Source organism: Streptomyces ambofaciens ATCC 23877 (genome assembly GCF_001267885.1).
GTDB classification, from domain to species: Bacteria; Actinomycetota; Actinomycetes; order Streptomycetales; family Streptomycetaceae; genus Streptomyces; species Streptomyces ambofaciens.
In genome coordinates this window covers 7853708-7875100 of sequence record NZ_CP012382.1, presented here as the reverse complement: position 1 = coordinate 7875100, position 21393 = coordinate 7853708, and the positions used below count along the sequence as shown (strand labels likewise).

The window sequence follows — 21393 nt, the reverse complement described above, 5'->3', positions numbered from 1 at the left end:
GTTCCTGCTCAGCTCTTACGCGTGCTCGGGCGGGTTGATGCGCGACGTCTCGATCGCGGAGGCGGATGTGCCCCACTTCCGGAGGATCCGGGCGTACGTGCCGTCCTTGATCAGTTCGTCGACGGCGGCCCGGAAGGCCTTGGTGAGCGGGGAGCCCTTCTTGAAGGCGAAGCCGACGTCGAGGCGGTGGTACTCGCCGAGGAACGTGGTCTGCGAGGCGGGCTGGGAGGCCTGGTAGCGCAAGCCGTTGATGGTCGACATGATCACGTCGATGCGGCCCTGCTGGAGTGCGGTGAGGGTCGCCGCGTTCTCCGAGTAGACCTTCACGTCGTAGGGCTTCTTCCCGGCCTTTGCGCACTCGTCCTTCTGCGCGGTGAGGGTGGTCTCGAAGGTGGTGCCGGCGCCGGTGCCGACGGTCAGTCCACACAGCTGGGTGAGGTCGGTGACCTTCTCGATCGCGGTGTTGCCCTTCTTCACCGCGAAGCCCTGGCCGTCGTTGACGTAGGTGACGAAGTCGATGGTCTTCAGGCGCTCGGTGGTCACGCCGAAGTTGCCGGTGCCGACGTCGTACTTGCCGCTGCCGAGGGCGGGCAGGATCGTCTCGAAGGAGGCGTCCTGGCGGCGCAGTCGCACACCGAGGACCTTGGCGACGGCGTCGGCGAGGTCGATGTCCTGGCCCGCGGGCGCCTTGTCCGACCCGTTCGGGTAGTACGCGCCCGGCGGGAAGCCGATCGAACTGCCGACCCGCAGCGTGCCCGAGCGGCGGACGTCGGCCGGCAGCAGGGCGGCGACGGAGTCCACCGTGCGGACGGAGGCGACCGGGTCGGTGGTGGGTGCCGGGGAGGCCTGGGCGCCCACGGCCGCGGTGCCGCCGGTGTCGCCGGAGCCGCACGCGGTCAGCGTGAGGAGCGGAAGCAGCGCGAGGACGGCGGTGCCGCGCAGGCGGCCTCCGAAAGCGGGGAGTTTCACTGGTCCGTGGCCTTTCCGGGGGACGTGGTGACGGGCAGGTGCTTCTCGAAGGGCAGCGGCCCGATGGTTTCCGGGTCGGCCTCGGTGTCGAACAGCGGCGTGTAGCCGGTGGACAGGTACAGGCCGCGGGCTTCCGGCTGGCGTGGCCCGGTGGTCAGGTGGATCCGGCGGTAGCCGCGTGCGCCGGCCTCGTGTTCCAGTTCGGCGATCACGCGGCGCGCCAGCCCGCGCCGGCGGTGCGCGGAGTGCGTCCAGATCCGCTTCAGCTCGGCCGTGGCCGCGTCGTAGCGGCGAAAGGCGCCGCCCGCGACGGGCTCTCCGCGCTCCAGCAGCAGCAGGAGCAGGCCGCCGTGCGGCGGGGTGAACTCCTCGTCCGGGTAGCGGGCGATCTCGGCGTGCGCGTCCCTGCCGTAGCGCGTGGAGTACTCGTGGCCGAGTTCGGTCAGCAGGGGCCCCACGCGCGGGTCGGAGACCGGGACGTGGACGACGGTCAGGGCCGCCGCCCGCGACGGCGTCTCGGCTACGGACGTCATTCGCCCACCGCCGCCAGGGACCGCGGAACGCCGGCCGCGCGTCCGGCGTCGCGCTTGGCGACCTCCTCGCGCACGAGGGGGATGACGTACCGGCCGAAGTCGATGGCGTCGTCCAGCAGGTCGTAGCCCCGGGCGGAGAGGATGTCGACGCCGAGGTCGTAGTAGTCGAGGAGGGCCTGTGCGACCGTCTCCGGGGTGCCGACCAGGGCGTTGGAGTTGCCCGCGCCGCCGGTCGCCGCGGCCGTCGGGGTCCACAGGGCGCGGTCGTAGCGCTCGCCCGCCTCGGCGATGGCGATCAGCCGCTGCGAGCCGGTGTTCTGCGGGGCGCCGGTGCGGTGGCGCCGCCCCGGCCCGGTCGCGCCCCGCTCCCGGATGGCGCCGACCGTGCGGTGGGCCTTCTCCCAGGCCAGTTCCTCGGTCGGAGCGATGATCGGCCGGAACGCCACCTGGATGCGGGGCACGTCGGTGCGGCCCGCGGCCTTCGCGGCGGCCCGCACGGCCTCGATCTGCTCGGCGGTCCGCTCCAGCGGCTCGCCCCACAGGCAGAAGACGTCGGCCTCCGCACCGCCGGCGGCGAGGGCGGCGGGCGACGAACCGCCGAACGACACGTTCGGGCGCGGCTGCTGGACGGGAAAGACGTCGCTGACGAAGTCGTGGAAGCGGTAGTGCTCGCCCTCGTGGTCGAAGGGCTCGTGCGTGGTCCAGATCTTCTTGACGATCCGGATGTACTCGCGGGTGCGGGCGTAGCGCTGGTCCTTGGTGAGGGTGTCGCCCTCGCGGCCCTGCTCGTGGTCGTCGCCACCGGTGATGAAGTGGACGGTCAGGCGGCCGTCGCTGATCTGGTCGAGGGTGGCGAAGGTCTTCGCGGCGAACGTCGGGTACGACACGTTGGGCCGGTGGGCGAGGAGGATCTGCAGGCGCTCCAGGCGGCTCGCGAGGTACGCGGCGGCCGGGGCGGGGTCGGGGGAGCCGGAGCCGTAGGCGAAGAGCACCCGGTCCCAGCCGTGGTCCTCATGAGCCCGGGCGAGCCGGAGTGTGTACTCCTTGTCGAAGGCGGCGCCGGAGCGCGGGGTGGTCTCGGAGCCGTCGTGGGTGGCGGCGATGCCGAGGAATTCCACGGGCATGACAGTGGCCCTTTCAGGAGCGACCGCACGCAGGCATGACGGAGTCGCCATGCGTGGGGGCAGAGATGACTAAGCGTCAGAAGGGAGGAAGGTGCCGGTGTGACGACGCCGTGCGTCGGGGGAAGCGGAGATGCGGCAGCGCGCGCGAAGAGCGAACTCGGCCCGCGACGGGGTCACCGAGGGAGGGAAGGGCCGGTCAGACGGCCCGCTGCCGAGTCAGACGCAACACGCCGCGGACCACACCCGACCGAAGTCGATGTGGTCGCGCGAGACCAAGCGCTGCTGGGCATTCATGCGATTAATTGAGCAGTACCACGGGCCTCTCGTCAAGCAACGCCCGTATGCCGGACCGCCGGATCCGGCCCGGCGAGGCGCAGTTGACACCTGCGGCGCGTGCGCACTTACGATGGGCGACGGACGGCTCCGCCCTGTGCGGCAGCCTCTCCGGCCGCGTTGAGGGACGCGGCGCTCGTGACGACGCGCATTCCCGCCCGCGCGCCTCAGCCGCGCGCAGCGGTGGTGCCGCTGCCCTGCACCGCACGCGCCACCGGGTGGTCACCCAGCCCGTGATTCCCTCCCCCGGAGAGCCTCCTCATGGTCACACCGTCCGATGTCACCTCCGCCCCCACCTCGCCACCCCCGCGGGACGTGGAAACAGACTCCGGCCTGCCGCGGATCGTGCCGCGCCGGCACCTGGGCCGGTGGGCGACCGCCGCCGCCGCGCTGCTGGTGTGCGCCATGGTGCTCAACTCCGTCGTCCGCAACCAGGCGTTCCAATGGGCCCTCGTGAGGCGGTATTTCACGACCCCCGCCGTGCTCGACGGGCTGCTGCTGACCCTGTGGCTGACCGGAGCGGTCATGGTGCTCGGCTTCTTGCTGGGCACCGTGCTGGCGGTGATGCGGCTGTCGGGCAACCCGGTACTGCGCACGCTGAGTTGGGGCTACGTGTGGATCTTCCGCTCCACTCCCCTGCTGGTCCAGCTGCTGTTCTGGTTCAACATCGGCGCCCTCTACCCGACGCTCGGCCTCGGCATCCCGTTCGGACCGGAGTTCGTCTCCGTCAAGACGGTCAACCTGCTCGGTCCGACCCTCACCGCGGTCATCGGCCTGACCCTCCACGAGACCGCCTACGCCGCCGAGGTGGTGCGGGGCGGCATCCTCTCCGTCGACCCCGGCCAGACCGAGGCCGCCCAGGCGCTCGGGCTGAGCAGGCGGCGCACCCTGCGCCGCGTCGTCATCCCCCAGGCGATGCGCTCCATCGTGCCCACCGCCGGGAACATGCTGATCGGCACCCTCAAGGGCACCAGCATCGTCAGCGTGCTGGCCGTGCACGACCTGCTGTACTCCGTGCAGCTGATCTACAACCAGACGTACCAGGTGATCCCGCTGCTCATGGTCGCGACGCTCTGGTACATCGCGGTCACGAGCGTGCTCAGCGCCGGCCAGTACTACGTCGAGCGGTACTACGCACGGGGCGACTCGCGCGCGCTGCCGGCGACTCCGCCGCAACGGCTGCGGCGCCGGCTGTCCGCCGCGCGGACCCGCTTGGGTACGGTGACGGCCGCCGACGCCCGCCCCGCGATCGACGGCGACCGGTGAGCGCATCCCCTCCGAGGTACCCGGCCGGGTAGGCCTCCTCCACCAACTCCACTCTCCCCTACGCCTACGACGCACTCCTCAGCTACTCAGTGGTACCGTGTAGCGGTACTCGGTACTACGCAGTACCGAGGGTGCCGAGGAGGGTCCACGATGGACGACCTGACGGAGATGCTCAAGGGCACGCTCGAAGGCTGCGTGCTCGAGATCATCGGCAGCGAGGAGACCTACGGGTACGCCATCACCCGCCGGCTCAACGAGCTCGGCTTCGGCGACGTCGTCGAGGGGACGGTCTACACCATCCTGCTGCGGCTGGAGAGGAACGGGCTCGTCCAGGTGACGAAACGCCCGTCCGGGGTCGGTCCGCCGCGCAAGTTCTACGCGCTCAACGACGCCGGACGTGAGGAACGCGCGAGGTTCTGGACGAGATGGCAGTACGTCTCATCGCGCATCGACAGGCTCAGGGAGGGCGGGAGATGAACTTCTGGGAGACCGTCACAGGCAGCGATCTCACCAGGGAATGGACGGCGTTCGAAGTCCGGGCCGCGGCCCTGCCGGACGACTACCGGGCGGCGTGGGAACAGATCAAGGCCCACCTGCTCCCCCACGGGAGTCTCACCGGCCGCAACCTGATGCCGATCCTCGACTCGGCCCTGGGACTGCTCGAAGAGACGGCGGCGGACGGGCAGAGCGTCCACGAGGTGCTCGGCGACGACGTCCAGGGCTTCTGCGCGGCGCTGGCCGACGGAGAAGGGGCTCAGTCCTATCGCGACCGTTGGCGCGAGCAGTTGAACAGGAATGCCGCAAGGAAACTGGGCCGGCTGGGAGGCTGACATGGGCATCCAGGACATCATCGAGGGCAAGAAGCAGTGGCGTGCGCACGTGGCCCGGGTCAAGGCACTGCCGCCGGACTACCGGATCGTCTACAAGGAGATGCAGAAGTACCTGTTCAAGGTGGGACCGGTCGACCTGCCCGACGGGCCTCTGCTGCCCGGGATCGTCGACTTCTTCGAGGAGGGCGCCGCCGCCGGCAAGGGGGTCGTGGAACTCATCGGCACGGACGTCGCCGCGTTCTGCGACGACCTCATCAAGGACTCACGCACCTACGCGGACGTCTACCAGGAGTCCCTCACCAGGGCACCCGGCGCAGCCGAGGAGTGACGTGGGCCACACGTCTCCGTGTGGCGGAAACGGTGAGTGAGGACCGTCAGGACCGCGTCGCCCTCGCGCACTCGTCCCCGGACGACGCGCCCCGCCCGACCGGGATGCTGCGGTCGTACGGATCGACCTCCGGGCCGGTCTCGCCCGCCGGGCGGTCCGTGCCGAAGGGAGGGGTGAAATAGCCCGTGGGGGTACCGCAGCCGCCGTTGGTCATGTCGTACTTGTACGAGACGATCGAGAACGTGCCCGGCTCGGTGATCACCTTGCGAGGATCGTCCCAGTTGAGGACCAGTTCCCGTCGCACGATCGTGCGCACGATCTCGCCGTCGCCGCCTCCGTCGGCACGGGTGACCGGATAGACGAAGGTGACGTCGGCGGTCACCTGGAGCGCGCCGCGCTCGCCCTCACGGTAGGTGAGCTCGCCCCGGGTCTTCACGATCTCACCGACCAGGCGGGTGCGGGAGGGCTGGAAGCGGCTGAACAGCAGGAGGGGGTCGTCGTCCTCGCTCGGGCTCCGGAACGCGGTCCCGAGAAGGTCCTGAACGTCCTTCTGATGCGGGTTGATCAGTGCGATCGCCTTCTCGGGGCGCTCGCCCCGCAGCACCGCACGGTCAAGGTTGGTCCGGACGACGAAGTCCCGGCTGCGGGCGAGTGCCCGCTCGACCTCGGTCTCGCTCATCCAGCCGACGGCCCTGGCCTTCGGCATGCTGATGCCCTCCGCCCCGCTCGCCCAACTCGCCGCCGGAGAGCCGCGGAACGGCTCGTCCCCGGTGGGGCGGGTGGGCTCGGCCGCCGGGGTCGGGGAGCCGGCCTCCTCGCCGCCGGCCAACAGGTCCGCCGTCCGTCCCGGCGCGAGCGCCACGACGAGCAGCACCAGCGAGGCCAGCACCCCGACCACGTACCAGCCCGTACGCCGCTTGGGTCGCGCGGGTGTGTAGCTGCGCCAGCGCTCCACGTCGCGACCGGGCTCCGCACGCAGTCGCTTCGCCACCTCCCGGGCCCTCGCCGACGGCTCCTTGGGCGAGTCCGCGGCACCTTCCACCGACTCGCGGAGGAACCGCTCCCACTCCTCGTCGGACCTGGACGAGCCGTCCGGCTCGGTACCCGCGCCCATGCACAAACCCCCTGACACCCTGGCTAACAGCTCGCGGCCCACTCCTGGGACGCGTCCGCATGATGACACAGGGCACTGACGGTGAGTCGGACCGGCTGGTGGGAGTGGTGCGTGCGACAACGTCATGCGGGAGCCGCATACAGTGCTGCTCATGACGCAAGGGGATGACGATCTGGACGGCCTCGTCCGCAAGCGGATCCGGGCCCTTCGAGTGGCGCAGGGCTGGTCACTCGAGGAACTCGCCACACGCGCGCGGCTCAGCCAGTCCTCGCTGAGCCGCATCGAGAACGGCCAACGCCGCCTCGCGCTGGATCAGCTCGTCACGATCGCCCGTGCCCTGGACACCACGCTGGACCAGCTCGTGGAGACCGCGGCCGACGACGTGATCACCAGTCCGGTGATCGACAGCACCCACGGTTCGATGCGCTGGCTCGTGAAGGCAGACCCCGGCATGAGTGTGGTGCGCCGGCGCATGACCGAACCGCCTCCCGAGAATCCCGCCCGCATGCGGGCGCACCCGGGGCGCGAATGGCTCGTCGTCCTGTCCGGCACCGCGCTCCTCATGCTCGGCCACCGCCGCTATCGCGTCGAAGCCAACCAGGCCGCCGAGTTCCCCACGATGATGCCGCACGCGATCGGCGCGGAAGGCGGACCCTGCGAGATCCTGGGCATCTTCGATCGCGACGCGCGCCGCGGCCATCAGAGCGAGGACGGTGACAGCAGCCCTCGGAGGGCCGGCCGGTAACCGTACGGACCCGCGCCACGGCGGGCGCCCTCTTGCGCGCCCGGCAGCGCCCGCGCCCCTCTTCTTGCGCAAACCGGGAGACATCATGCTGCATGCGCATGAGCCTTCTAGGGTGAAAGGCATGGACCGAACACACCCGCACCCCCTCCCCCACAGCGCACAGCAGGGGCGCCACCAGGAGCACGACGCGGACGACCTGGCGGAGATCCTCGACCTGGACGCCGAGGTTCTCGCCGAGCACCTCAGCTCCATCACCGCATGGCTGCCGCTGGAGACCCGTCCGCGTCGGATCGTCGATCTGGGCTGTGGCACGGGCACGGGCACCTTCGCCCTCCTCGACCGCTTCCCCGGGGCACACGTCACCGCCGTCGACGCCTCCGCCGCGCTTCTCCAGCACCTACGGGCCAAGGCGGGCGCCCACGGCCTGGCGGAACGCGTGCGCACCGTGCAGGCCGACCTCGACAGCCCCGGTTGGCCCGACCTCGGCTCACCGGACCTGGTGTGGGCGTCGGCCTCCCTGCACCACCTGTCCCGCCCCGACCGGGCGCTGCGAACCGTCCGTGACGCGCTCGCGCCCGGCGGCGTGTTCGCCGTGGTGGAACTGGCCGGCTTCCCGCGCTTCCTGCCCGAGAACGCCCCGGAGGGCCGACCTGGCCTGGAGGAGCGCTGCCACGCCCTGACCGACCGTCACCAGGCCGAGCACATGCCCCACCGCGGCGCCGACTGGGGCCCGCTGCTGACCGCCGCCGGCTTCACCATCGAGGGTCGGCGCACCCTCGCGGTCGACATCGACGGTTCCCGCAGCGAGACCGTCGGCCGCTACGCCCTCGCGGGTCTCCGACGCATCCGCCAGGCCGCAGCCACCGGGCTGCACCCCGAGGACCTGACCGCGCTCGACCAGCTCCTCGACACCGACAGCCCCCACAGCATCCTGCGCCGCGACGACCTGGCGGTGCGCACCGAGCGCACCGTCTGGGCCGCCCGCCGCGCCTGAGGGACCGCCCCGAAGCCGTCCCGCAGGCGCGCGTGCGTCAGTGACCCGGTGCGCGAGGGATGCCGGCGACCGTGACGACGTTCCCGCGCCCGCTTTCGCGCCGCCCGCGTCAGGGGGTCCCGTGGGGCGAGGTCGCCGTCACACGCGCGGCGGCATGGCGCGCGGGCCGTCGCGGGCCGTCGCTCTCCAGGCGCCGGACCCAGGTCGAGGCCGTGAGCAGCAGACCGGTGAAGACCCCCAGGAGGAGCAGGGCCACCCACATCTGCCGGCTCCCGGGGGACTCCAGGCCCGTCCACGCGGCCGATGCCGCCCACAGGGCGAACCCCGCCCCGTAGAAGGCCCTGATATGGCGGAGCTGGCGGATCTGACGCGTGCGGGGCGACGCTGCCCGGTGATCGTTCCTCGTTGCCATGCCGGGCGTGTACCCCCGCTCGCGGCTCGCTACCTGCCGCGGCCCTCGAAGTCCCGGCGCACCGCCGCGGCCCGGTCCTCCGTCAGCCCGTTCTCCGCCGGGAGTTCCAGGACCCTGCCGCAGTGCTCGCACAGCTCACCGTCCCCGGCGGGCGTGCCGCAGGCGATACAGGATCGGATGGGGGTCTTGTCCTCGGGCTTCTCCGTCATGATCTCTTCCGCTCGTTCGTGAACGCTACTGGTTACCCGTACGCGCGTACCCGGCGGGGCCTGCCGAATGCCGGGGCGGTTTCCGCTGACTGCCGGGAGGGTCAGACGAAGGCGCTCTCCCCGGTGATCGCCTTTCCGACGATCAGGGTGTTCATCTCCCGGGTGCCCTCGAAGGAGTAGATGGCCTCCGCGTCGGCGAAGAAGCGGGCGACGTCGTGCTCCAGCACGATGCCGTTGCCTCCGAAGATCTCCCGTGCCCAGGCCACGACCTCCCGCATGCGGGCCGTGACGTGTGCCTTGGCCAGCGACGAGTGCTCGTCCCGGAAGACTCCGGCGTCCTGCATCCGGGCCAGCTGGAGCAGCATCCCCCAGCTGGACGTGATGTTGCCCAGGCTCTTGACCAGGAGGTCCTGCACCAGTTGGAACCCGGCGAGCGGCCTGCCGAACTGCTGCCGCTCGGTGGCGTAGCGCAGGGCCAGTTCGTAGGCGCCGATCATGACGCCCAGGGCCTGCCAGGCGACCCCGCTGCGCGTGGCGCGCAGGATCTCCGCGACGTCGCGGAAGGACGAGACGCGCTGCAACCGGTCGGTCTCCGGCACCCGCACGCCGGTCAGGGTGATGTCCGCGTTCTGCACGATGCGCAGCGACGTCTTGTGCGCGATGGGCTCGGCCGTGAAACCGGGTGTGCCGCGACCGACGACGAATCCCTTGACCTGGTCGTCCTCGACGTCCCGGGCCCAGACGACGACATGGTCGGCGAACGTCGCGTTGCCTATCCAGCGCTTGGCCCCGTCGATCACCCAGGTGTCGCCCTCACGCCGGGCGGTGGTGCGCATGCCGGCCGCGATGTCGGAGCCGTCGAGCGGTTCCGTCAGTGCGAACGCCCCCACCGTCTCCATCCTCGCCATGCCGGGCAGCCAGCGCTCGCGCTGCTCCTCGTCGCCGCCCGCCTGGACGGAGTACATCGCCAGTCCGTTGTGCACGCCGAAGAAGGTGGCCACCGAAGCGTCGACACGGCTCATCTCCATCGCCATCATCCCGGTCAGCAGATGACTGGCGGCCGGGCCCGGCTCGCCGTAGCCCTCGTACGGCAGTCCGACCAGCCCGCTCTCCCGGAAGCGGGCGATCAGCTCCATGGGGAAGGTGCCGTCGGCCCAGTGGTCGGTCACCAGCGGCCGGACCTCGTCGCGCATGAACTCCCGCGTCCTCGCCAGGATCTTGCGCTCCTCCTCGGGCAGAGCGCTCTCGAAGTCGTAGAAGTCGGCGGCATTCTGCTGTTCCTTGTGTGACGTCATGCGGCCCTTCTTCCACGGTTGGGCCGTGCGATGCGTGAGCCTCCGGGGACGTGGCCGCCGCGTCACGTCCCCGGAGGGTGTTGATGACCCGCTCAGGCCGGGCAGGTCGGCTCCGACCCGGGAGCCTCCGGGTCCGGGCCGGGAGAGGTGCCGGTGCTCGGGGAGGGACTCGCCGAGTCGGTGGGGCAGTCCTGCGGGGTGGACGGGTCGGGGGTCGGCGTGGGCGAGTCGGTGGGGGTCGGAGTCGGTGAGGGGTCCGGTGACGGGGAGCCCGTCGGGGACGGGTCGGGGGACGGGGAGGGGACGGGCCTCGTCGCGGACGGGGACGGCCGCGGTGAGGACGACGGCGGATCCGAGCGGGAGGGGGAGGGGACGGGAGTGCCGGGATCGGGGCCGATGACGATGCCGTCCTCGCCCTTGCCGCCGCCCCCGCGTCCGTCCTTGCCGCCGGCGCCCCCGCGCTCGTCCTTGTCGGCCGGCTCCGTCGCCGGAGTGTCGCCGCCGGCTCCGGGCGACTGCGGGATGACGCCCTTGCCGTCGGGCACGGTGTGCACGCCGCCGCGGTAGAAGTCCAGCCAGTGGCGGACGAGTTCGAGGTAGGAGCGGGAGTGGTTGTAGCTGAGGACCGCCCGGTCGAGGTCGGCGGCCCGGCTCAGATCGCGGTCCCCGGCGCACAGGTAGTGCCCGGCGGCCAGGGCCGCGTCGAAGATGTTGTTGGGGTCGTCGCGGCCGTCGCCGTTGCCGTCCGCGCCCCAGCGCGCCCACGTCGACGGCAGGAACTGCATCGGCCCCACCGCCCGGTCGTACGTCCTGTCGCCGTCGTGGACGCCGCCGTCGCTGTCCAGGATCAGGGCGAAGCCGCGGCCGTCGAGGGCCGGGCCGGTGATCCGGCCGAGCGTGGTGCCGTGCCGGTCGAGCGCTCCGCCGCGCGCCTGCCCGGACTCCACCTTGCCGATGGCCGCGAGCAGTTCCCAGGGCAGCGCGCAGCCCGGGTCCGTCCGGCCGACGGACTTCTCCGCGGCACGGTAGGCGCGCAGCACGGTGGCCGGTATGCCGGACTCTGCACGCGCCCGGGCGGCCTGCCCCGCGCGCGGCGGGACGTTCGGGGTGACCAGCGGCGGGAGTTCGGTGTGGTATGAACCGTCGTCGGGCGGGGCGAGCTCGGCGTACGGGAGGTCCGCGGCCGGCGCGGAGCGGCCCTCGGAGCCCGGGCGGGCGCTTTCCTCCCGCGGGAGCCCGGGGGCTTGCGAGGCGGTCAGTGCCGCCACCGCGGTCACGGCGACGGCGGTCGCCCGCAGACCCTGCCGGGTCCGGACGGGTACGCGTCGGTCGCGGGGTTCGGGCATGGTCTGTCACTCCCTGGTCGTGAGGCGCGTACGGGTGTCAGCGGCCGAAGGTGTCGATGCCCGAGACGAGCCAACGACCGTCGCGTCGCTGGACGTCGACGGCGAACATCGCCCCGGCGTAGGTGCCGTCGTCCTCGGCCTTCTTGCCGCCCGCGGTGCTGACGCTGCTCTGGTCGGCGTAGACCAGGACGCGGGCCCGGTCACCGTCGATGCGTTCGACCGCGCTGTCGGTGACCGTCGTGGTGATCACCGCCTTCTGCTGGTCGGCCTGGGCGCGGACGTCGCCGAACAGGTCCCGGTGCTGGGCGACGGCGCGCCCCGTCAGCCATTCCTTCGCGGCCTTGTCGAGGGCGTCGGGGTCGGCGTGGTCGTACGAGAAGAGGGCGGCGACGGCCTTCGTGGACTGTCCCTTGATCTCGCTCGTGCGGGCGGTGTCGGAGAGGGCGGTGTTGTGTGCGGCCGGAGTGTCGCGGAGGGACTCCGCGCGGGCGTGTGCCCAGCCGGCGAAGCCGCCGAGGACCAGGGTCAGGAGGCAGAGGGCCACGAGTGCCCGACGGTGGCGGTGGGCCGCGGGCGGGCGCCGGGGTGCCCGGTCGAGTTGGTCCGTGCCCGTGCCCGTGCCGCGTGCGGGTGAGGTCGCCCGGGTGGGATCGGTCGCGGCGGGGGGCGTGTGCCGGGTCCGGTCGGGTCGGGGCTGATCGCGCAGTCGCCCTCGTCCCTCGGGGGCGTCGACGGCGACGGGGGTGCGCAGGGGGCCGCGTCCCTGGGGAGCGTCGGTTCCCGCCGGGGAGCGCAGGGCCTCGCGGGCCTGGCGGCGGCGGAGGTTGTTCAGGTGGTGCCGGGTCGTCGGCATGGTGTGTCGTCCTCTCCTCCGGCCGGGTCAGCCGGCCGGTGTGCCGCCGACGGGAGCCTGCCCCAGGGCGCTGAGCTTCCAGTGGCCGCCGGTGCGGGTCAGTTCACCGAGCATGCGGCTGTCCTTGTCGGTGCTCGCGTCACCGGGCGCCTTCACCGTCACCCTCAGGGCGACGAGCACCCGGGCGCGGCCGGCCCGGTCGTCGAGTTCGGTGAGGGCGCCGGACAGCACGCGTGCCGTGGTGACCGTCTTGGCGCCCTTCACCTGGGTGGCGAACTCCGAGCGTCCGGACACCAGTTGTTCGTGCAGGTCACCGGTGGTCGAGGACTCCCACAGGTCGAGGCCCCGGTCGAGGCTCCGGTGGTCGAGGGTGTTGAGGTTCTGGACCGCCTGCTCCCCGGCCGCGAGCGCCTCGTCGCGCTGCACCGCGTACGCCCTCGTGTCGTCGTGGGCCGCCTCGTACCAGTCCCAGCCCGTCCACGCCGCGAAGCCCCCGGCCACCAGGGTGAGGGCGAGGGCGAGGCCCGTGACCGGCAACGCCCGGAGCCCGGCCGGCAGGGCCGCCGCGCGTTTCATGAGTGCTCCCCTCCGCCGCTCGGGCTTCAGTGGGTCCTGATGTCGACGATCCGCCACTGGTCCTCCTCCCAACGCGCGGTGACCGTGAGCTGAGCCGCCGCGGAAGTGGTGCCGTCCTTGCCGCGGTGGGAGATCTGGTCGAGGAAGACCAGGAGGCGTGCCCGGTCGCCGTCGAGTTCGATCACTCCGGTGCGTACGGCCTGGGTGCTCAGGGTGACGCGCTGCTCGGCGAGGTCCGCGCGGACCCGGTCCATCAGCTCGGCGTACTGACGGGCCGCCCGTCCGCCGAGGACGGCGCGTGCGGACCGCTCGGTGGCCTCGACTCCGTCCGGCGTGTACGAGAAGACGCGGGCGAGGGCGTTGCCGACGTCCCCGGCCACGCGGGTGCTGGCCGCGGTGTCGGTCAACGCGTGGTTCTCGGCCGACGGGGTGGACCGCGCCTGGTGAGCTGCCCAGAAGAAGCCGCAGCCGCCGAGGACGAGCGCCGCGGCGCACGCCGCCGGGACGGTCCGGCTCAGCCGGCTCCGCCAGGGACGGCGGCGATCCGGGCGTCGCGCCTCGGAGTCCGCGTCGGGTCCGGCCGCCCTGTCGTCCCCGCCGTCCCCGGCGTCCCGCTCGGCGGGCCCATCCTTCTCGGCGGTGCGGTCCTTCTCGGCGTCCCGCTCGGCGGTCCTGTCGTGCGCTCCTTGCTCGGCGGTCCTGTCGTGCGCTCCTTGCTCGGCGGTCCTGTCGTGCTCGCCTCGCTCGGCGTCGCCCTCGTTCCCGGCCTCGGTGCCACCGCCCGAGTGCGCGCCGCGCGCCCCCTCCTCGCCGGCCTCGTCGCGGTCGGCGCCGATCGGTGGCGTTCGTCCGGCCCCGGCCGCGGCGTCCCGGGCCCGCCTGATGTGCAGCAGCCGTGTCATCGGCCGTCGTCCTCCTCAGCCGTCCGCGCGAGCGGTACCGCGCTCAGTGCCTTGACCTTCCACTCGCCCGGCCCCGTGCGGGCCAGGACCGCTTCCAGGCGTTTGCGGTCCGTGGTCGTCCGCGCGGCTCCGGCGGGCGTCACCTCGACGCGCACGGTCGCGATGAGCTTGGCGGTGCCGGCCCGTGTGTCGAGGGCCGTGAGGGCGGCCTCCGTGACCGTGCCGCGCGCCGAGGCCCCCTTCTCGGGGCTGGTACGCCCGAGTTCGGCACGCAGCGGGCCGGTCGCGGCGGCGCGCCAGACCCGGATGCCCTCCCGGGCGCGCTCCCGCGAGGAGGCGTCCAGCGTGTGGAGGAGGGAGAGACGGTCGCGCCCGTCGGCGAGTGCTTCGTCGCGTTCGCGGCCGTAGGCGAGCGAGTCGTCGCCGCGTGCCTGCGCGTAGGTCCACGCTCCGGCGCCGCAGAAGGCCAGAGACAGCGCCACGGCCGCTCCGGTGAGGATCCGGGCCCGCCTCACCGGCCGCCCTCCTCGTCCGCGCCGAGCAGCCCCGCGAGGCCCGGAGCCCGGGCGCCGCCCACGTCCGGCAGCGCGAGGGCACCCGGAAGCGGCTCGACGGCGGACGCGCTCGGGGACGTCGGCCCTTTCGCGCTGCCGGAGCCGCCGCTACTGCCCGAGGGCAGCGAGCCGGGCCTGGCCGGTTCGGGTACCGGGCCGCCCCGAGGAGCGTTGGCCGAGCCGCGCACGTTGACTCCGCTGCCGGGCGGGGCGGTGCAGGAGGCACCGGTGTTGAGGGCGGGGGCGGTACCGAGGTCCAGGCCGTTGCGGTAGCGGGTGCCGCCGTAGCCGGCGGTGCACGGCAGGGGTTTGAAGAAGGTGACGGCCAGGCCCAGCTTCATCTTTCCTCCGTCGACGGCGGTGGCGCCGGCGGAGACGGCCGCCGGGTACTTCACGAGCAGTTCCTCGATGCCGCGCTGCCGGGTGACGGCGACCTCGGAGGTGGTCAGCAGGTTGGCGAGGACGACGCCCAGGCTGGGGTCGAGGTCTCTTAGGAGGCCGCTGACCTGGGTGGCGGCCTCCGGTGTGACGGTGAGCAGGCGACGCAGGTCCGCGTCGGAGCCCTTGAGGGTGCGGGCGAGCTCCGTGGCGCCGTCGGCGAAGCCGCGGATGGCCGCCGCCTCCTCGGCCTGGGTGCGCAGCACGGTCTCGCCGTCGGTGAGCAGACGGGTGGTGGAGGGCAGCGCCCGGTCGGCGGCCTCCACGAAGGCGCTGCCGTTGTCCAGCAGCACCTGGAGGTCGTCGCCGTGGCCCTCGAAGGCCGCGCCGAACTCGTCGACGACCGTGCGCAGGTCCTCCAGCGGCACCGAGCGGGTGAGGTCGTTGACGCCGGCGAGGACGTCGGTGACAGGCGCCGGCACCTCGGTGTCGGGCTGTTCGATGCGCGTGCCGTCCTCGAGATAGGGACCGGTGTCGCTCTCGGGCCGCAGGTCGATGTACTGCTCGCCGACCGCGGACAGCCCGGCCACGACGGCCCGTGCGTCGGCGGGGATCGACGGGGCGGACTTCTTGATGCGCAGGTGCGCGACCACCCCGTCGGCGGTGAGGTCGATCGGCCCGACCCGGCCCACCGACACGCCCCGGTAGGTGACGTCGGAGTGCGTGAACAGCCCGCCGGTACGCGGTAGTTCGACGTCCACGGTGTAGTAGTCGGCGGCGCCGACGTACCGGCCGAGGTCCGCGTAGCGGATGCCCACGAAGCCGAGGACGAGGACCGCGATGACCAGGAAGGCGAGGTTCTTCAGCCGTACGGCGAGAGTGATCATCGCTGCGCGTCTCCGTTCCCGGGCGGCGTCGAGACGGAGGGGAGGGGCAGGGGCGCCGAGGGGGTGGCCCCGCCGCGGGCTCCGGCACCGGACCGCTTGCCGGATGCGCTGTCGCGCCCACGCTGCGGGGAGGCGGAGGGCGAGGGCGTGCTCCGGGGCACCAGCGGCGGGATGATCTGGGTGCCGGGGGCGGCCGTCATGGTGAGGTACACGTTGAGGTAGTCGCCCTTCACCCCGTTCAGCACCTCGTCCGTGAAGGGGTAGGTCAGCAGTACCTGGAGGGAGTCGGGCAGGTCGGTGCCCGCGTCGGCGAGCGCCTTCAGGGTGGGCGCGATGGCCTTGAGGTCGGCGACCATGTCGTCCTTGCTCGCTTCGACGGTGGAGACGGCGACCCCGGAGAGCGTGTCCAGGGAGCGCAGCATGGTGAGCAGGGAGCCGCGCTGCTCGTGCAGGGTCTTCAGTCCGGGGGAGAGATCGGTCAGGACGGTGCGTACGTCGTCCTTGCGTCCGGCGAGCGTCGAGGACAGGCGGTTGACGGCGTCGAGGGCGTCGGTGATGTCGCCGCGGTGGTCGTCGAGGTTGCCCACCAGCTTCTCGACCCGCCTGAGCATCGAACGGACCTCGGGTTCGCGTCCGCCGAGAGCCTTGTTGAGCTCCTGGGTGATGGTCTTGAGCTGGTTGACGCCCCCGCCGTTGAGGAGCAGGGACAGGGCGCCGAACACCTCCTCCACCTCGGTGTTGCGGCCCGTGCGCACCAGGGGGATGACGGCGCCGTCGGCGAGCCTGCCCGCGGCCGGCTCGGCGGGCGCGCTCAGCTGGACGTACTTCTCGCCGAGCAGGCTGGACTGTTCGAGGCGGGCGGTGGCGTCGGCGGGCAGCCGCACGTCGCCGTTGATCTCCATGGTGACGCGGGCCGACCAGTCGTCACCGTCGAGGCGGATCTCGGTGACCCGGCCCACGGCGACGTCGTTGACCTTGACCGCGGCCTGCGGCACGAGACTGAGGACGTCGTCGAGTTCGGCGCTGACGGTGTAGGGGTGGGAACCGAGGTCGGCGCCGCCGGGCAGGGGCAGGTCCTCGATGCCGCCGAAGCGGGGGGCCGTGACGGAGAACGCGCCGAGGGCCAGGGCGAAGCCGAGCCCGAGGGCGAGGACTCCGCCCAGTCCGGCGCCGACGGCCGTACCGGTGGTGCGTGCTCCCCGCCGCACCGTGCCGTGGACCTCCACCCGGTCGGCCCGCGCCGTCTCCACCTGGTCCTCGCCGGGAGCCTCCACCGGATCGGCTCCCCGGCCCCGGCGGCCTATGACGCGCTTCACCTCGCCCCCTCCCCCGACGTCGCGGAACCGCCTGTCACCGGCAGGGGCAGCAAGGGGCCGCCCATGCTGATCTCGTTGAGGTTGGCGCGGCCGTCGAGCATGCCGGTGTCGGTGTCGTAGGCGCCCACGACGTTGCCCGCGGCCAGCGGTGCGACGTCCAGGGCCTCGGCCAGCGAGGCACGCCGGCGGACCAGGGTCTCGGTGATCGGCACCAGCTTGTCGACGTTCTTCTTCAGCTCGCCCCGGTTGTCCTCGATGAAGGTCTTCACCTGGGCGAGTGCGGTGCCCAGTTCCTCCAGGGCGCCGGCCAGGTCGTCCTTGTTGTCGGCGAAGAAGCCGACGACCGTGTCCAGGCCCTCCTGGGCGGTGCGGACTTCGGTGTCCTTGTCCTTCAGCATGGTGGTGAAGGTCTGGAGGCTGCTCAACGTGGCGAACAGGTCGTCGCTGGAGCCGTCGAGGGTCTTGGCGGCCTTGCCGAACTCCTCGATGCCACCGCCGATGGCCTCGCCGTTGCCGTCGAGGTTGGCGGCACCGGTCTTCAGCAGTTCGGACAGGGCACCGGAGGAGTTGGCCCCGTCGGGCCCCAGTGCCTCGCTGAGCTCGGTGATCGACGCGTAGAGCTGGTCGATCTCGACCGGGGTGCGGTTGCGGGAGGCCGGCAGGACGGCGCCGTCGGTGAGGGTCCGTCCGGAGCGGTAGGCCGGGGTGAGCTGCACGTAGCGGTCGGCGACGACGCTGGGTGCGATCACCAGGGCCCGCGCCGAGGCGGGGACCCGTACGCCGTCGTCGAGGTCGAGTTCGACCCGCACCCGGGTGCCCTCGGGCCGCACCGACTCCACCTCGCCGACCCGTACCCCGAGGACGCGCAGGTCGGAGCCCGCGTAGATGCCGACGGCGCGGTCGAAGTAGGCGGTGATCCGGGTGCCGCCGTCGTCGAGGGCCCGTGCCGTGGCCAGCCCGGCGGCGACCACGGCGAGGGCGATCGCGGCCGAGAGGAGTCGTCTGCGTCTGCTCATCGTTCACCGCTCCCCCGGGCCGCCGCCTGCTGCTTCGGCGGCATGCACCCGTTCGTGGGCTGGGACTGGGCGGGCAGGTAGTCGCGGGGCACGACCCCGCAGAGGTAGCTGTCGAACCACCGGCCGTTGCCCAGGGTGTTGCCGACGAGGCGGTAGTAGGGGCCGACCAGGGCGAGTGTCTTGTCCAGCTGGGTGCCGTTCTTCTCCAGGACGGTCGTGACCCGGCCGAGCGCCTTGAGCGTGGGGTCCAGCTGCTTGTCGTTGTCCGCGACCAGGCCCCCCAGTTCGGTGCCGAGGTCGCGGCTGCCCTCGAGCAGTGCGCTGATGGCGTCCCGGCGGTCGCGCAGCTCGCCGAGGAGCGGTCCCGCGTCCTCGATGAGGGTCTCGAAGCCGGCCTTCTTGCTCTCCAGCGTCTTGGTGAACCGGGCGCTGCCCTTGAGGAGTTCGGACAGTTCACGGTCGCGCTTGGACACGGTCCTCGACAGGTCGGACAGGCCGGTGGCCGCCTTGCGCACGTGCGGCGGCGACTTCTCGAAGGTCTGGGAGATGGTCTCGAAGCTCTCGGCGAGCTGCTGGGTGTCGATGGCGTCGACGGTGCCGCTGAGGTCCTGGAACGCCTGCGTGACGTCGTAGGGGGACGTGGTGCGGGTCTTCGGGATGCGGGCGCCGGGGTCCTGGCGTGCCGAGCCGAGGGGGTCGAGGGCCAGGTACTTGTCACCGAGCAGCGTCTTGATGGCGATGGCGGCGGTGGTCCGGTCGCCGATCCAGGCGTCCTCCACCTCGAAGGTCACCTTCACCCGGTCGCCGTCGAGGGCGACGGAGGTGACCTCGCCGACCTTGACGCCGGCGACACGCACCTCGTCGCCGGCGTCGAGGCCCGCGGCCTCGGTGAAGTCGGCGGTGTAGGTGGTGCCGCCGCCGGTCAGGGAGAGCCGGTCGGCGTTGTAGGCGAAGACGGTGAGCAGGGCCAGCAGGAGCAGGCCGACGATCGCCACGGCGACCGGGTTGCGGTCCTTGACGGGCTTCAGGCGCGGTCGGCGTGGGCGGCGGGGTGCCGGCGCGGTCTCGGCGCGGCGTTCGCGACGCAGCAGCAGGCTCATGCGCCGCACCTCGCCTCGGTGACAGCGATGCCGGTGGGCGGTTCGGAGCCCGTGGAGGTGGTCACCGGGCCCACGCGTGCCTCGCAGAGATAGAGGTTGAACCAGGACCCGTACGAGGACAGGCGGCCCAGCGCGGTCATCTTGGCGGGCGTCCGGGCGAGGAAGTCCTCGATCTGCGGGGTGGCGTCGCCGAGGTTGGCGGAGAGGCGCCCCAGTTCGCGGATGTCGCGCTTGAGGGGTGCGCGTCCCTCCTGGAGGAGGTCGGCGGTCACGGTGGTCAGATCGCCCATGGCCGCGACGGCCTTGCCCAGCGGTTTGCGGTCCCCGTTGAAACCGGTGACGAGTTTCTGGAGGGTGTCCACGAGGTCGTCGAAGTCGGCCTCGCGGTCGTTGAGGGTGGTCAGGACCGTGTTGAGGTTCTTCACCACCTCGCCGACGACCTTGTCCTTGGCGGCGACCGTCGTGCTGACGGAACCGATGTGCCGGACGAGGCTGTCGACGGTGCCGCCCTCGCCCTGGAGGACCTGGACGATGGAGCCGGCGAGCTCGTTGACGTCCTTCGGGGACAGGCCTTCGAAGAGCGGCTTGAACCCGTTGAACAGCAGGGTGAGGTCGAGCGCGGGGGCGGTGCGGTCCAGCGGAATGGTGTCGCCGGCGTCGAGGGTTCCGGTGAGGTCGCCGCTGCCCCGGTCGAGGGCGATGTAGCGCTGCCCGACCATGTTGAGGTACTTCACGGCGGCGGTGGTCGAACGGGGCAGGGTGCGGTCGTCGCGGACGCTGAAGGTGACCTGGGCCGTGCGCCGGTCCACGACGCGGACATCGGTGACCTCGCCGACCTCGACACCCGAGATCCGCACGCTGTCGCCGTCGGTGACGCCGGTGGCGTCGGTGAACAGCGCCTTGTAGGAGACGCTGTCGTCGCCGACGCCCGTGCCGGAGACGCTCAGTCCGAGGACGGTCGTGGCCAGCGCGGTGACCACGAGGAAGGCGAGGGACTTCAGCAGCGGGCCGGTCAGCGGACGGCGCCGGGTGGGGGCGGAGCGGCGGGGCGTCATCTCAGGGTCACCTCCGTGCCGCGCAGCGCCGGGCCCGCCAGGAGGCTGCTCCACTCGGGGAGGCCGGCGGGGGCCTTGCAGGGGCGGGTGCGAGGAGTTCGTTGACGAGGTCGTTCTCCTGTGGGGAGTTGGCCGGGCCGAGGTCCTGGCCGGCCGACGCGGGCACCTGTACGGCGGGTTTCGCGGCGACCCCGAGGTAGGGGACGGGGTAGCAGCGGGGGCCGCCGCCGGCGTCGTAGGAGGGGGTGTCTGCGCCGGGACGGTAGGCGCCGCGGGAGGTCACGGTGGTGACGTCGACGCGCAGGCCGGGCCGGTCGGTGCCCTTGCCGAGGGCCTTGTCCATGGCCGGCACGAAGTCGGCGAGGGTGCGCAGGGTGCAGGGGAAGGCCGAGGAGTACTCGGCGAGGAGTTCCAGGGTGGGCCGGGAGGAGGCGGAGAGCCGGATGATGTTGTCCCGGTTCTGCCTCAGGAAGGCGGTGAGGTCCTCGGCCGTGCCGGTGGTGGCTCCGAGGGTGCCGGCCAGCTCGCTCTCCTTCTCGGCCAGGGTGCCGCTGGTGGTGGTGAAGTCGGTGAGGGCCGTGAGGATGTCGGGCGCGGAATCGGCGTACACGTGGCTGACCTTCACGAGTTCTTTCAGGTCGCGGTTGAGCGTGGGCAGTTGGGGGTTGAACTCGCGCAGGTGGGAGTCGAGGAGGGTGAGGGTGTCCCCGAGCCGGTCTCCGCGTCCCTCCAGGGCCTGGGAGACGGTGGAGAGGGTCGCGGAGAGTTTCTGCGGCTGGACGGCGGTGAGCATGGGCAGCACGTTGTCCAGCACCTCCTGGAGTTCGACGGCGCTGGCGGAGCGGTCCTGGGGTATGACGGCACCGGCGGCCAGCGGCTGCGCGGAGGGCGACGCGGGTGGGACGAGGGCGACGAAGCGCTCACCGAAGAGGGTGGTCGGCAGCATCTGGGCGCGTACGTCGGCCGGGATGTCGGCGAGGGCGCCGGGCCTGAGGGCGAGGGTGAGCCGGGCGCCGTCGTCGGTGGCGTCGATCTCGCGGACCTCGCCGACGACGACACCGCGCAGCTTGACCTCGGCGCCCAGGTGCATCTCGTTGCCGACGCTCGCGGCCTCCACGACCACCGGGTCGGAGTCCGTGAACCTCTTGTCGTAGACGGCGATCGCGAGCCACACCAGCAGGGCGGGGACCACCAGGAAGACCACTCCCGCGAGGCGCCGGCGCGTGGTCGCGCCCCGTGCCGTGTTCACTGCGGCCAT

General features: G+C 72.2%; 23 protein-coding genes and 1 pseudogene. 6 read left to right on the top strand and 18 right to left on the bottom strand.

What is annotated here, in order from left to right:
- Nucleotides 1–15: 15 nt before the first annotated feature.
- Genes SAM23877_RS34160 through SAM23877_RS34150 form a run of 3 tightly spaced genes read right to left on the bottom strand, consistent with a single transcriptional unit; the run spans nt 16 to nt 2626 of the window.
- Nucleotides 16–969 (bottom strand): ABC transporter substrate-binding protein, encoded by a 954-nt coding sequence (locus tag SAM23877_RS34160; protein ID WP_053141602.1) that lies wholly within the window; start codon nt 967–969, stop codon nt 16–18.
- Complete coding sequence (locus SAM23877_RS34155) at nt 966–1502, bottom strand: GNAT family N-acetyltransferase (protein ID WP_053141600.1); 537 nt, start codon at nt 1500–1502, stop codon at nt 966–968. Before SAM23877_RS34155 ends, SAM23877_RS34160 begins: the two co-directional genes overlap by 4 nt.
- Nucleotides 1499–2626, bottom strand: a complete 1128-nt coding sequence (locus tag SAM23877_RS34150) for an LLM class flavin-dependent oxidoreductase (RefSeq protein ID WP_053141598.1) — start codon at nt 2624–2626, stop codon at nt 1499–1501. Before SAM23877_RS34150 ends, SAM23877_RS34155 begins: the two co-directional genes overlap by 4 nt.
- 594 nt (nt 2627–3220) lie before the next feature.
- On the opposite strand from SAM23877_RS34150, the gene SAM23877_RS34145 reads away from it, so the two are divergent.
- The 4 genes from SAM23877_RS34145 to SAM23877_RS34130 all read left to right on the top strand — a co-directional run bounded on the left by SAM23877_RS34145 (nt 3221) and on the right by SAM23877_RS34130 (nt 5383).
- Entirely contained in the window at nt 3221–4225 is a 1005-nt protein-coding gene (locus tag SAM23877_RS34145) for an amino acid ABC transporter permease (protein WP_053141596.1), read from the top strand.
- A gap of 150 nt (nt 4226–4375) precedes the next feature.
- Entirely contained in the window at nt 4376–4702 is a 327-nt protein-coding gene (locus tag SAM23877_RS34140; RefSeq protein WP_053141594.1) for a PadR family transcriptional regulator, read from the top strand.
- Nucleotides 4699–5055, top strand: a complete 357-nt coding sequence (locus SAM23877_RS34135; RefSeq protein ID WP_053141592.1) for a DUF1048 domain-containing protein — start codon at nt 4699–4701, stop codon at nt 5053–5055. Before SAM23877_RS34140 ends, SAM23877_RS34135 begins: the two co-directional genes overlap by 4 nt.
- 1 nt (nt 5056) lies before the next feature.
- Nucleotides 5057–5383, top strand: coding sequence for a DUF1048 domain-containing protein (locus SAM23877_RS34130; RefSeq protein WP_053141590.1), 327 nt, complete (start codon nt 5057–5059; stop codon nt 5381–5383).
- A 46-nt stretch (nt 5384–5429) separates the two neighbouring features.
- On the opposite strand, the gene SAM23877_RS34125 is transcribed toward SAM23877_RS34130, so the two are convergent.
- On the bottom strand, nt 5430–6497 hold the full coding sequence (locus SAM23877_RS34125; RefSeq protein WP_053141588.1) for a hypothetical protein: 1068 nt from the start codon (nt 6495–6497) through the stop codon (nt 5430–5432).
- Between the two features lie 151 nt (nt 6498–6648).
- On the opposite strand from SAM23877_RS34125, the gene SAM23877_RS34120 reads away from it, so the two are divergent.
- Both SAM23877_RS34120 and SAM23877_RS34115 read left to right on the top strand, forming a co-directional pair.
- Complete coding sequence (locus SAM23877_RS34120) at nt 6649–7242, top strand: XRE family transcriptional regulator (protein ID WP_053143147.1); 594 nt, start codon at nt 6649–6651, stop codon at nt 7240–7242.
- Between the two features lie 121 nt (nt 7243–7363).
- A complete protein-coding gene (locus SAM23877_RS34115; RefSeq protein ID WP_053141586.1) occupies nt 7364–8236 on the top strand; it encodes a class I SAM-dependent methyltransferase in 873 nt (290 codons plus the stop codon).
- Between the two features lie 109 nt (nt 8237–8345).
- Here the strand turns inward: SAM23877_RS34115 and SAM23877_RS34110 are convergent, their stop codons facing one another.
- The 14 genes and pseudogenes from SAM23877_RS34110 to SAM23877_RS34045 all read right to left on the bottom strand — a co-directional run bounded on the left by SAM23877_RS34110 (nt 8346) and on the right by SAM23877_RS34045 (nt 21393).
- Nucleotides 8346–8648, bottom strand: a complete 303-nt coding sequence (locus SAM23877_RS34110; protein WP_053141584.1) for a hypothetical protein — start codon at nt 8646–8648, stop codon at nt 8346–8348.
- Nucleotides 8649–8677: 29 nt separating this feature from the next.
- Entirely contained in the window at nt 8678–8857 is a 180-nt protein-coding gene (locus SAM23877_RS34105) for a hypothetical protein (protein ID WP_053141582.1), read from the bottom strand.
- A 101-nt stretch (nt 8858–8958) separates the two neighbouring features.
- Entirely contained in the window at nt 8959–10152 is a 1194-nt protein-coding gene (locus SAM23877_RS34100; protein WP_053141577.1) for an acyl-CoA dehydrogenase family protein, read from the bottom strand.
- A gap of 92 nt (nt 10153–10244) precedes the next feature.
- Nucleotides 10245–11498: a lytic transglycosylase domain-containing protein gene (locus SAM23877_RS34095; RefSeq protein ID WP_053141575.1), complete on the bottom strand. Its 1254-nt coding sequence runs from the start codon at nt 11496–11498 to the stop codon at nt 10245–10247.
- A gap of 37 nt (nt 11499–11535) precedes the next feature.
- The gene (locus SAM23877_RS34090; RefSeq protein ID WP_053141573.1) at nt 11536–12351 is read right to left on the bottom strand and encodes a hypothetical protein; all 816 of its coding nucleotides are present in this window, start codon (nt 12349–12351) and stop codon (nt 11536–11538) included.
- Nucleotides 12352–12378: 27 nt separating this feature from the next.
- Complete coding sequence (locus tag SAM23877_RS34085; RefSeq protein ID WP_053141571.1) at nt 12379–12927, bottom strand: hypothetical protein; 549 nt, start codon at nt 12925–12927, stop codon at nt 12379–12381.
- Between the two features lie 26 nt (nt 12928–12953).
- Complete coding sequence (locus tag SAM23877_RS38520) at nt 12954–13763, bottom strand: nuclear transport factor 2 family protein (protein ID WP_079030858.1); 810 nt, start codon at nt 13761–13763, stop codon at nt 12954–12956.
- A gap of 62 nt (nt 13764–13825) precedes the next feature.
- Nucleotides 13826–14344, bottom strand: a complete 519-nt coding sequence (locus SAM23877_RS34075) for a hypothetical protein (protein WP_053141569.1) — start codon at nt 14342–14344, stop codon at nt 13826–13828.
- Complete coding sequence (locus SAM23877_RS34070; protein ID WP_053141568.1) at nt 14341–15648, bottom strand: MCE family protein; 1308 nt, start codon at nt 15646–15648, stop codon at nt 14341–14343. Before SAM23877_RS34070 ends, SAM23877_RS34075 begins: the two co-directional genes overlap by 4 nt.
- On the bottom strand, nt 15645–16856 hold the full coding sequence (locus SAM23877_RS34065) for an MCE family protein (protein ID WP_053143146.1): 1212 nt from the start codon (nt 16854–16856) through the stop codon (nt 15645–15647). Before SAM23877_RS34065 ends, SAM23877_RS34070 begins: the two co-directional genes overlap by 4 nt.
- A gap of 104 nt (nt 16857–16960) precedes the next feature.
- On the bottom strand, nt 16961–17980 hold the full coding sequence (locus SAM23877_RS34060) for an MCE family protein (RefSeq protein WP_053141566.1): 1020 nt from the start codon (nt 17978–17980) through the stop codon (nt 16961–16963).
- Nucleotides 17977–19080 (bottom strand): MCE family protein, encoded by a 1104-nt coding sequence (locus SAM23877_RS34055; RefSeq protein ID WP_053141564.1) that lies wholly within the window; start codon nt 19078–19080, stop codon nt 17977–17979. Before SAM23877_RS34055 ends, SAM23877_RS34060 begins: the two co-directional genes overlap by 4 nt.
- Nucleotides 19077–20135, bottom strand: coding sequence for an MCE family protein (locus SAM23877_RS34050; protein WP_053141562.1), 1059 nt, complete (start codon nt 20133–20135; stop codon nt 19077–19079). The genes SAM23877_RS34055 and SAM23877_RS34050 overlap by 4 nt, the downstream gene beginning before the upstream one ends.
- Nucleotides 20132–21393, bottom strand: a pseudogene (locus SAM23877_RS34045) (MCE family protein). The gene SAM23877_RS34050 and the pseudogene SAM23877_RS34045 overlap by 4 nt, the downstream one beginning before the upstream one ends.

What these genes read in the sequence shown, in the direction of transcription:
- SAM23877_RS34110 (WP_053141584.1), bottom strand. Translation starts at nt 8,648, where the DNA reads ATGGCAACGAGGAACGATCACCGGGCAGCGTCGCCCCGCACGCGTCAG.
- SAM23877_RS34100 (WP_053141577.1), bottom strand. Translation starts at nt 10,152, where the DNA reads ATGACGTCACACAAGGAACAGCAGAATGCCGCCGACTTCTACGACTTC.
- SAM23877_RS34125 (WP_053141588.1), bottom strand. Translation starts at nt 6,497, where the DNA reads ATGGGCGCGGGTACCGAGCCGGACGGCTCGTCCAGGTCCGACGAGGAG.
- SAM23877_RS34155 (WP_053141600.1), bottom strand. Translation starts at nt 1,502, where the DNA reads ATGACGTCCGTAGCCGAGACGCCGTCGCGGGCGGCGGCCCTGACCGTC.
- SAM23877_RS34050 (WP_053141562.1), bottom strand. Translation starts at nt 20,135, where the DNA reads ATGACGCCCCGCCGCTCCGCCCCCACCCGGCGCCGTCCGCTGACCGGC.
- SAM23877_RS34085 (WP_053141571.1), bottom strand. Translation starts at nt 12,927, where the DNA reads ATGAAACGCGCGGCGGCCCTGCCGGCCGGGCTCCGGGCGTTGCCGGTC.
- SAM23877_RS34095 (WP_053141575.1), bottom strand. Translation starts at nt 11,498, where the DNA reads ATGCCCGAACCCCGCGACCGACGCGTACCCGTCCGGACCCGGCAGGGT.
- SAM23877_RS34145 (WP_053141596.1), top strand. Translation starts at nt 3,221, where the DNA reads ATGGTCACACCGTCCGATGTCACCTCCGCCCCCACCTCGCCACCCCCG.
- SAM23877_RS34140 (WP_053141594.1), top strand. Translation starts at nt 4,376, where the DNA reads ATGGACGACCTGACGGAGATGCTCAAGGGCACGCTCGAAGGCTGCGTG.
- SAM23877_RS34120 (WP_053143147.1), top strand. Translation starts at nt 6,649, where the DNA reads ATGACGCAAGGGGATGACGATCTGGACGGCCTCGTCCGCAAGCGGATC.
- SAM23877_RS34070 (WP_053141568.1), bottom strand. Translation starts at nt 15,648, where the DNA reads ATGATCACTCTCGCCGTACGGCTGAAGAACCTCGCCTTCCTGGTCATC.
- SAM23877_RS34115 (WP_053141586.1), top strand. Translation starts at nt 7,364, where the DNA reads ATGGACCGAACACACCCGCACCCCCTCCCCCACAGCGCACAGCAGGGG.
- SAM23877_RS34150 (WP_053141598.1), bottom strand. Translation starts at nt 2,626, where the DNA reads ATGCCCGTGGAATTCCTCGGCATCGCCGCCACCCACGACGGCTCCGAG.
- SAM23877_RS34130 (WP_053141590.1), top strand. Translation starts at nt 5,057, where the DNA reads ATGGGCATCCAGGACATCATCGAGGGCAAGAAGCAGTGGCGTGCGCAC.
- SAM23877_RS34055 (WP_053141564.1), bottom strand. Translation starts at nt 19,080, where the DNA reads ATGAGCCTGCTGCTGCGTCGCGAACGCCGCGCCGAGACCGCGCCGGCA.
- SAM23877_RS34105 (WP_053141582.1), bottom strand. Translation starts at nt 8,857, where the DNA reads ATGACGGAGAAGCCCGAGGACAAGACCCCCATCCGATCCTGTATCGCC.
- SAM23877_RS34060 (WP_053141566.1), bottom strand. Translation starts at nt 17,980, where the DNA reads ATGAGCAGACGCAGACGACTCCTCTCGGCCGCGATCGCCCTCGCCGTG.
- SAM23877_RS34135 (WP_053141592.1), top strand. Translation starts at nt 4,699, where the DNA reads ATGAACTTCTGGGAGACCGTCACAGGCAGCGATCTCACCAGGGAATGG.
- SAM23877_RS34090 (WP_053141573.1), bottom strand. Translation starts at nt 12,351, where the DNA reads ATGCCGACGACCCGGCACCACCTGAACAACCTCCGCCGCCGCCAGGCC.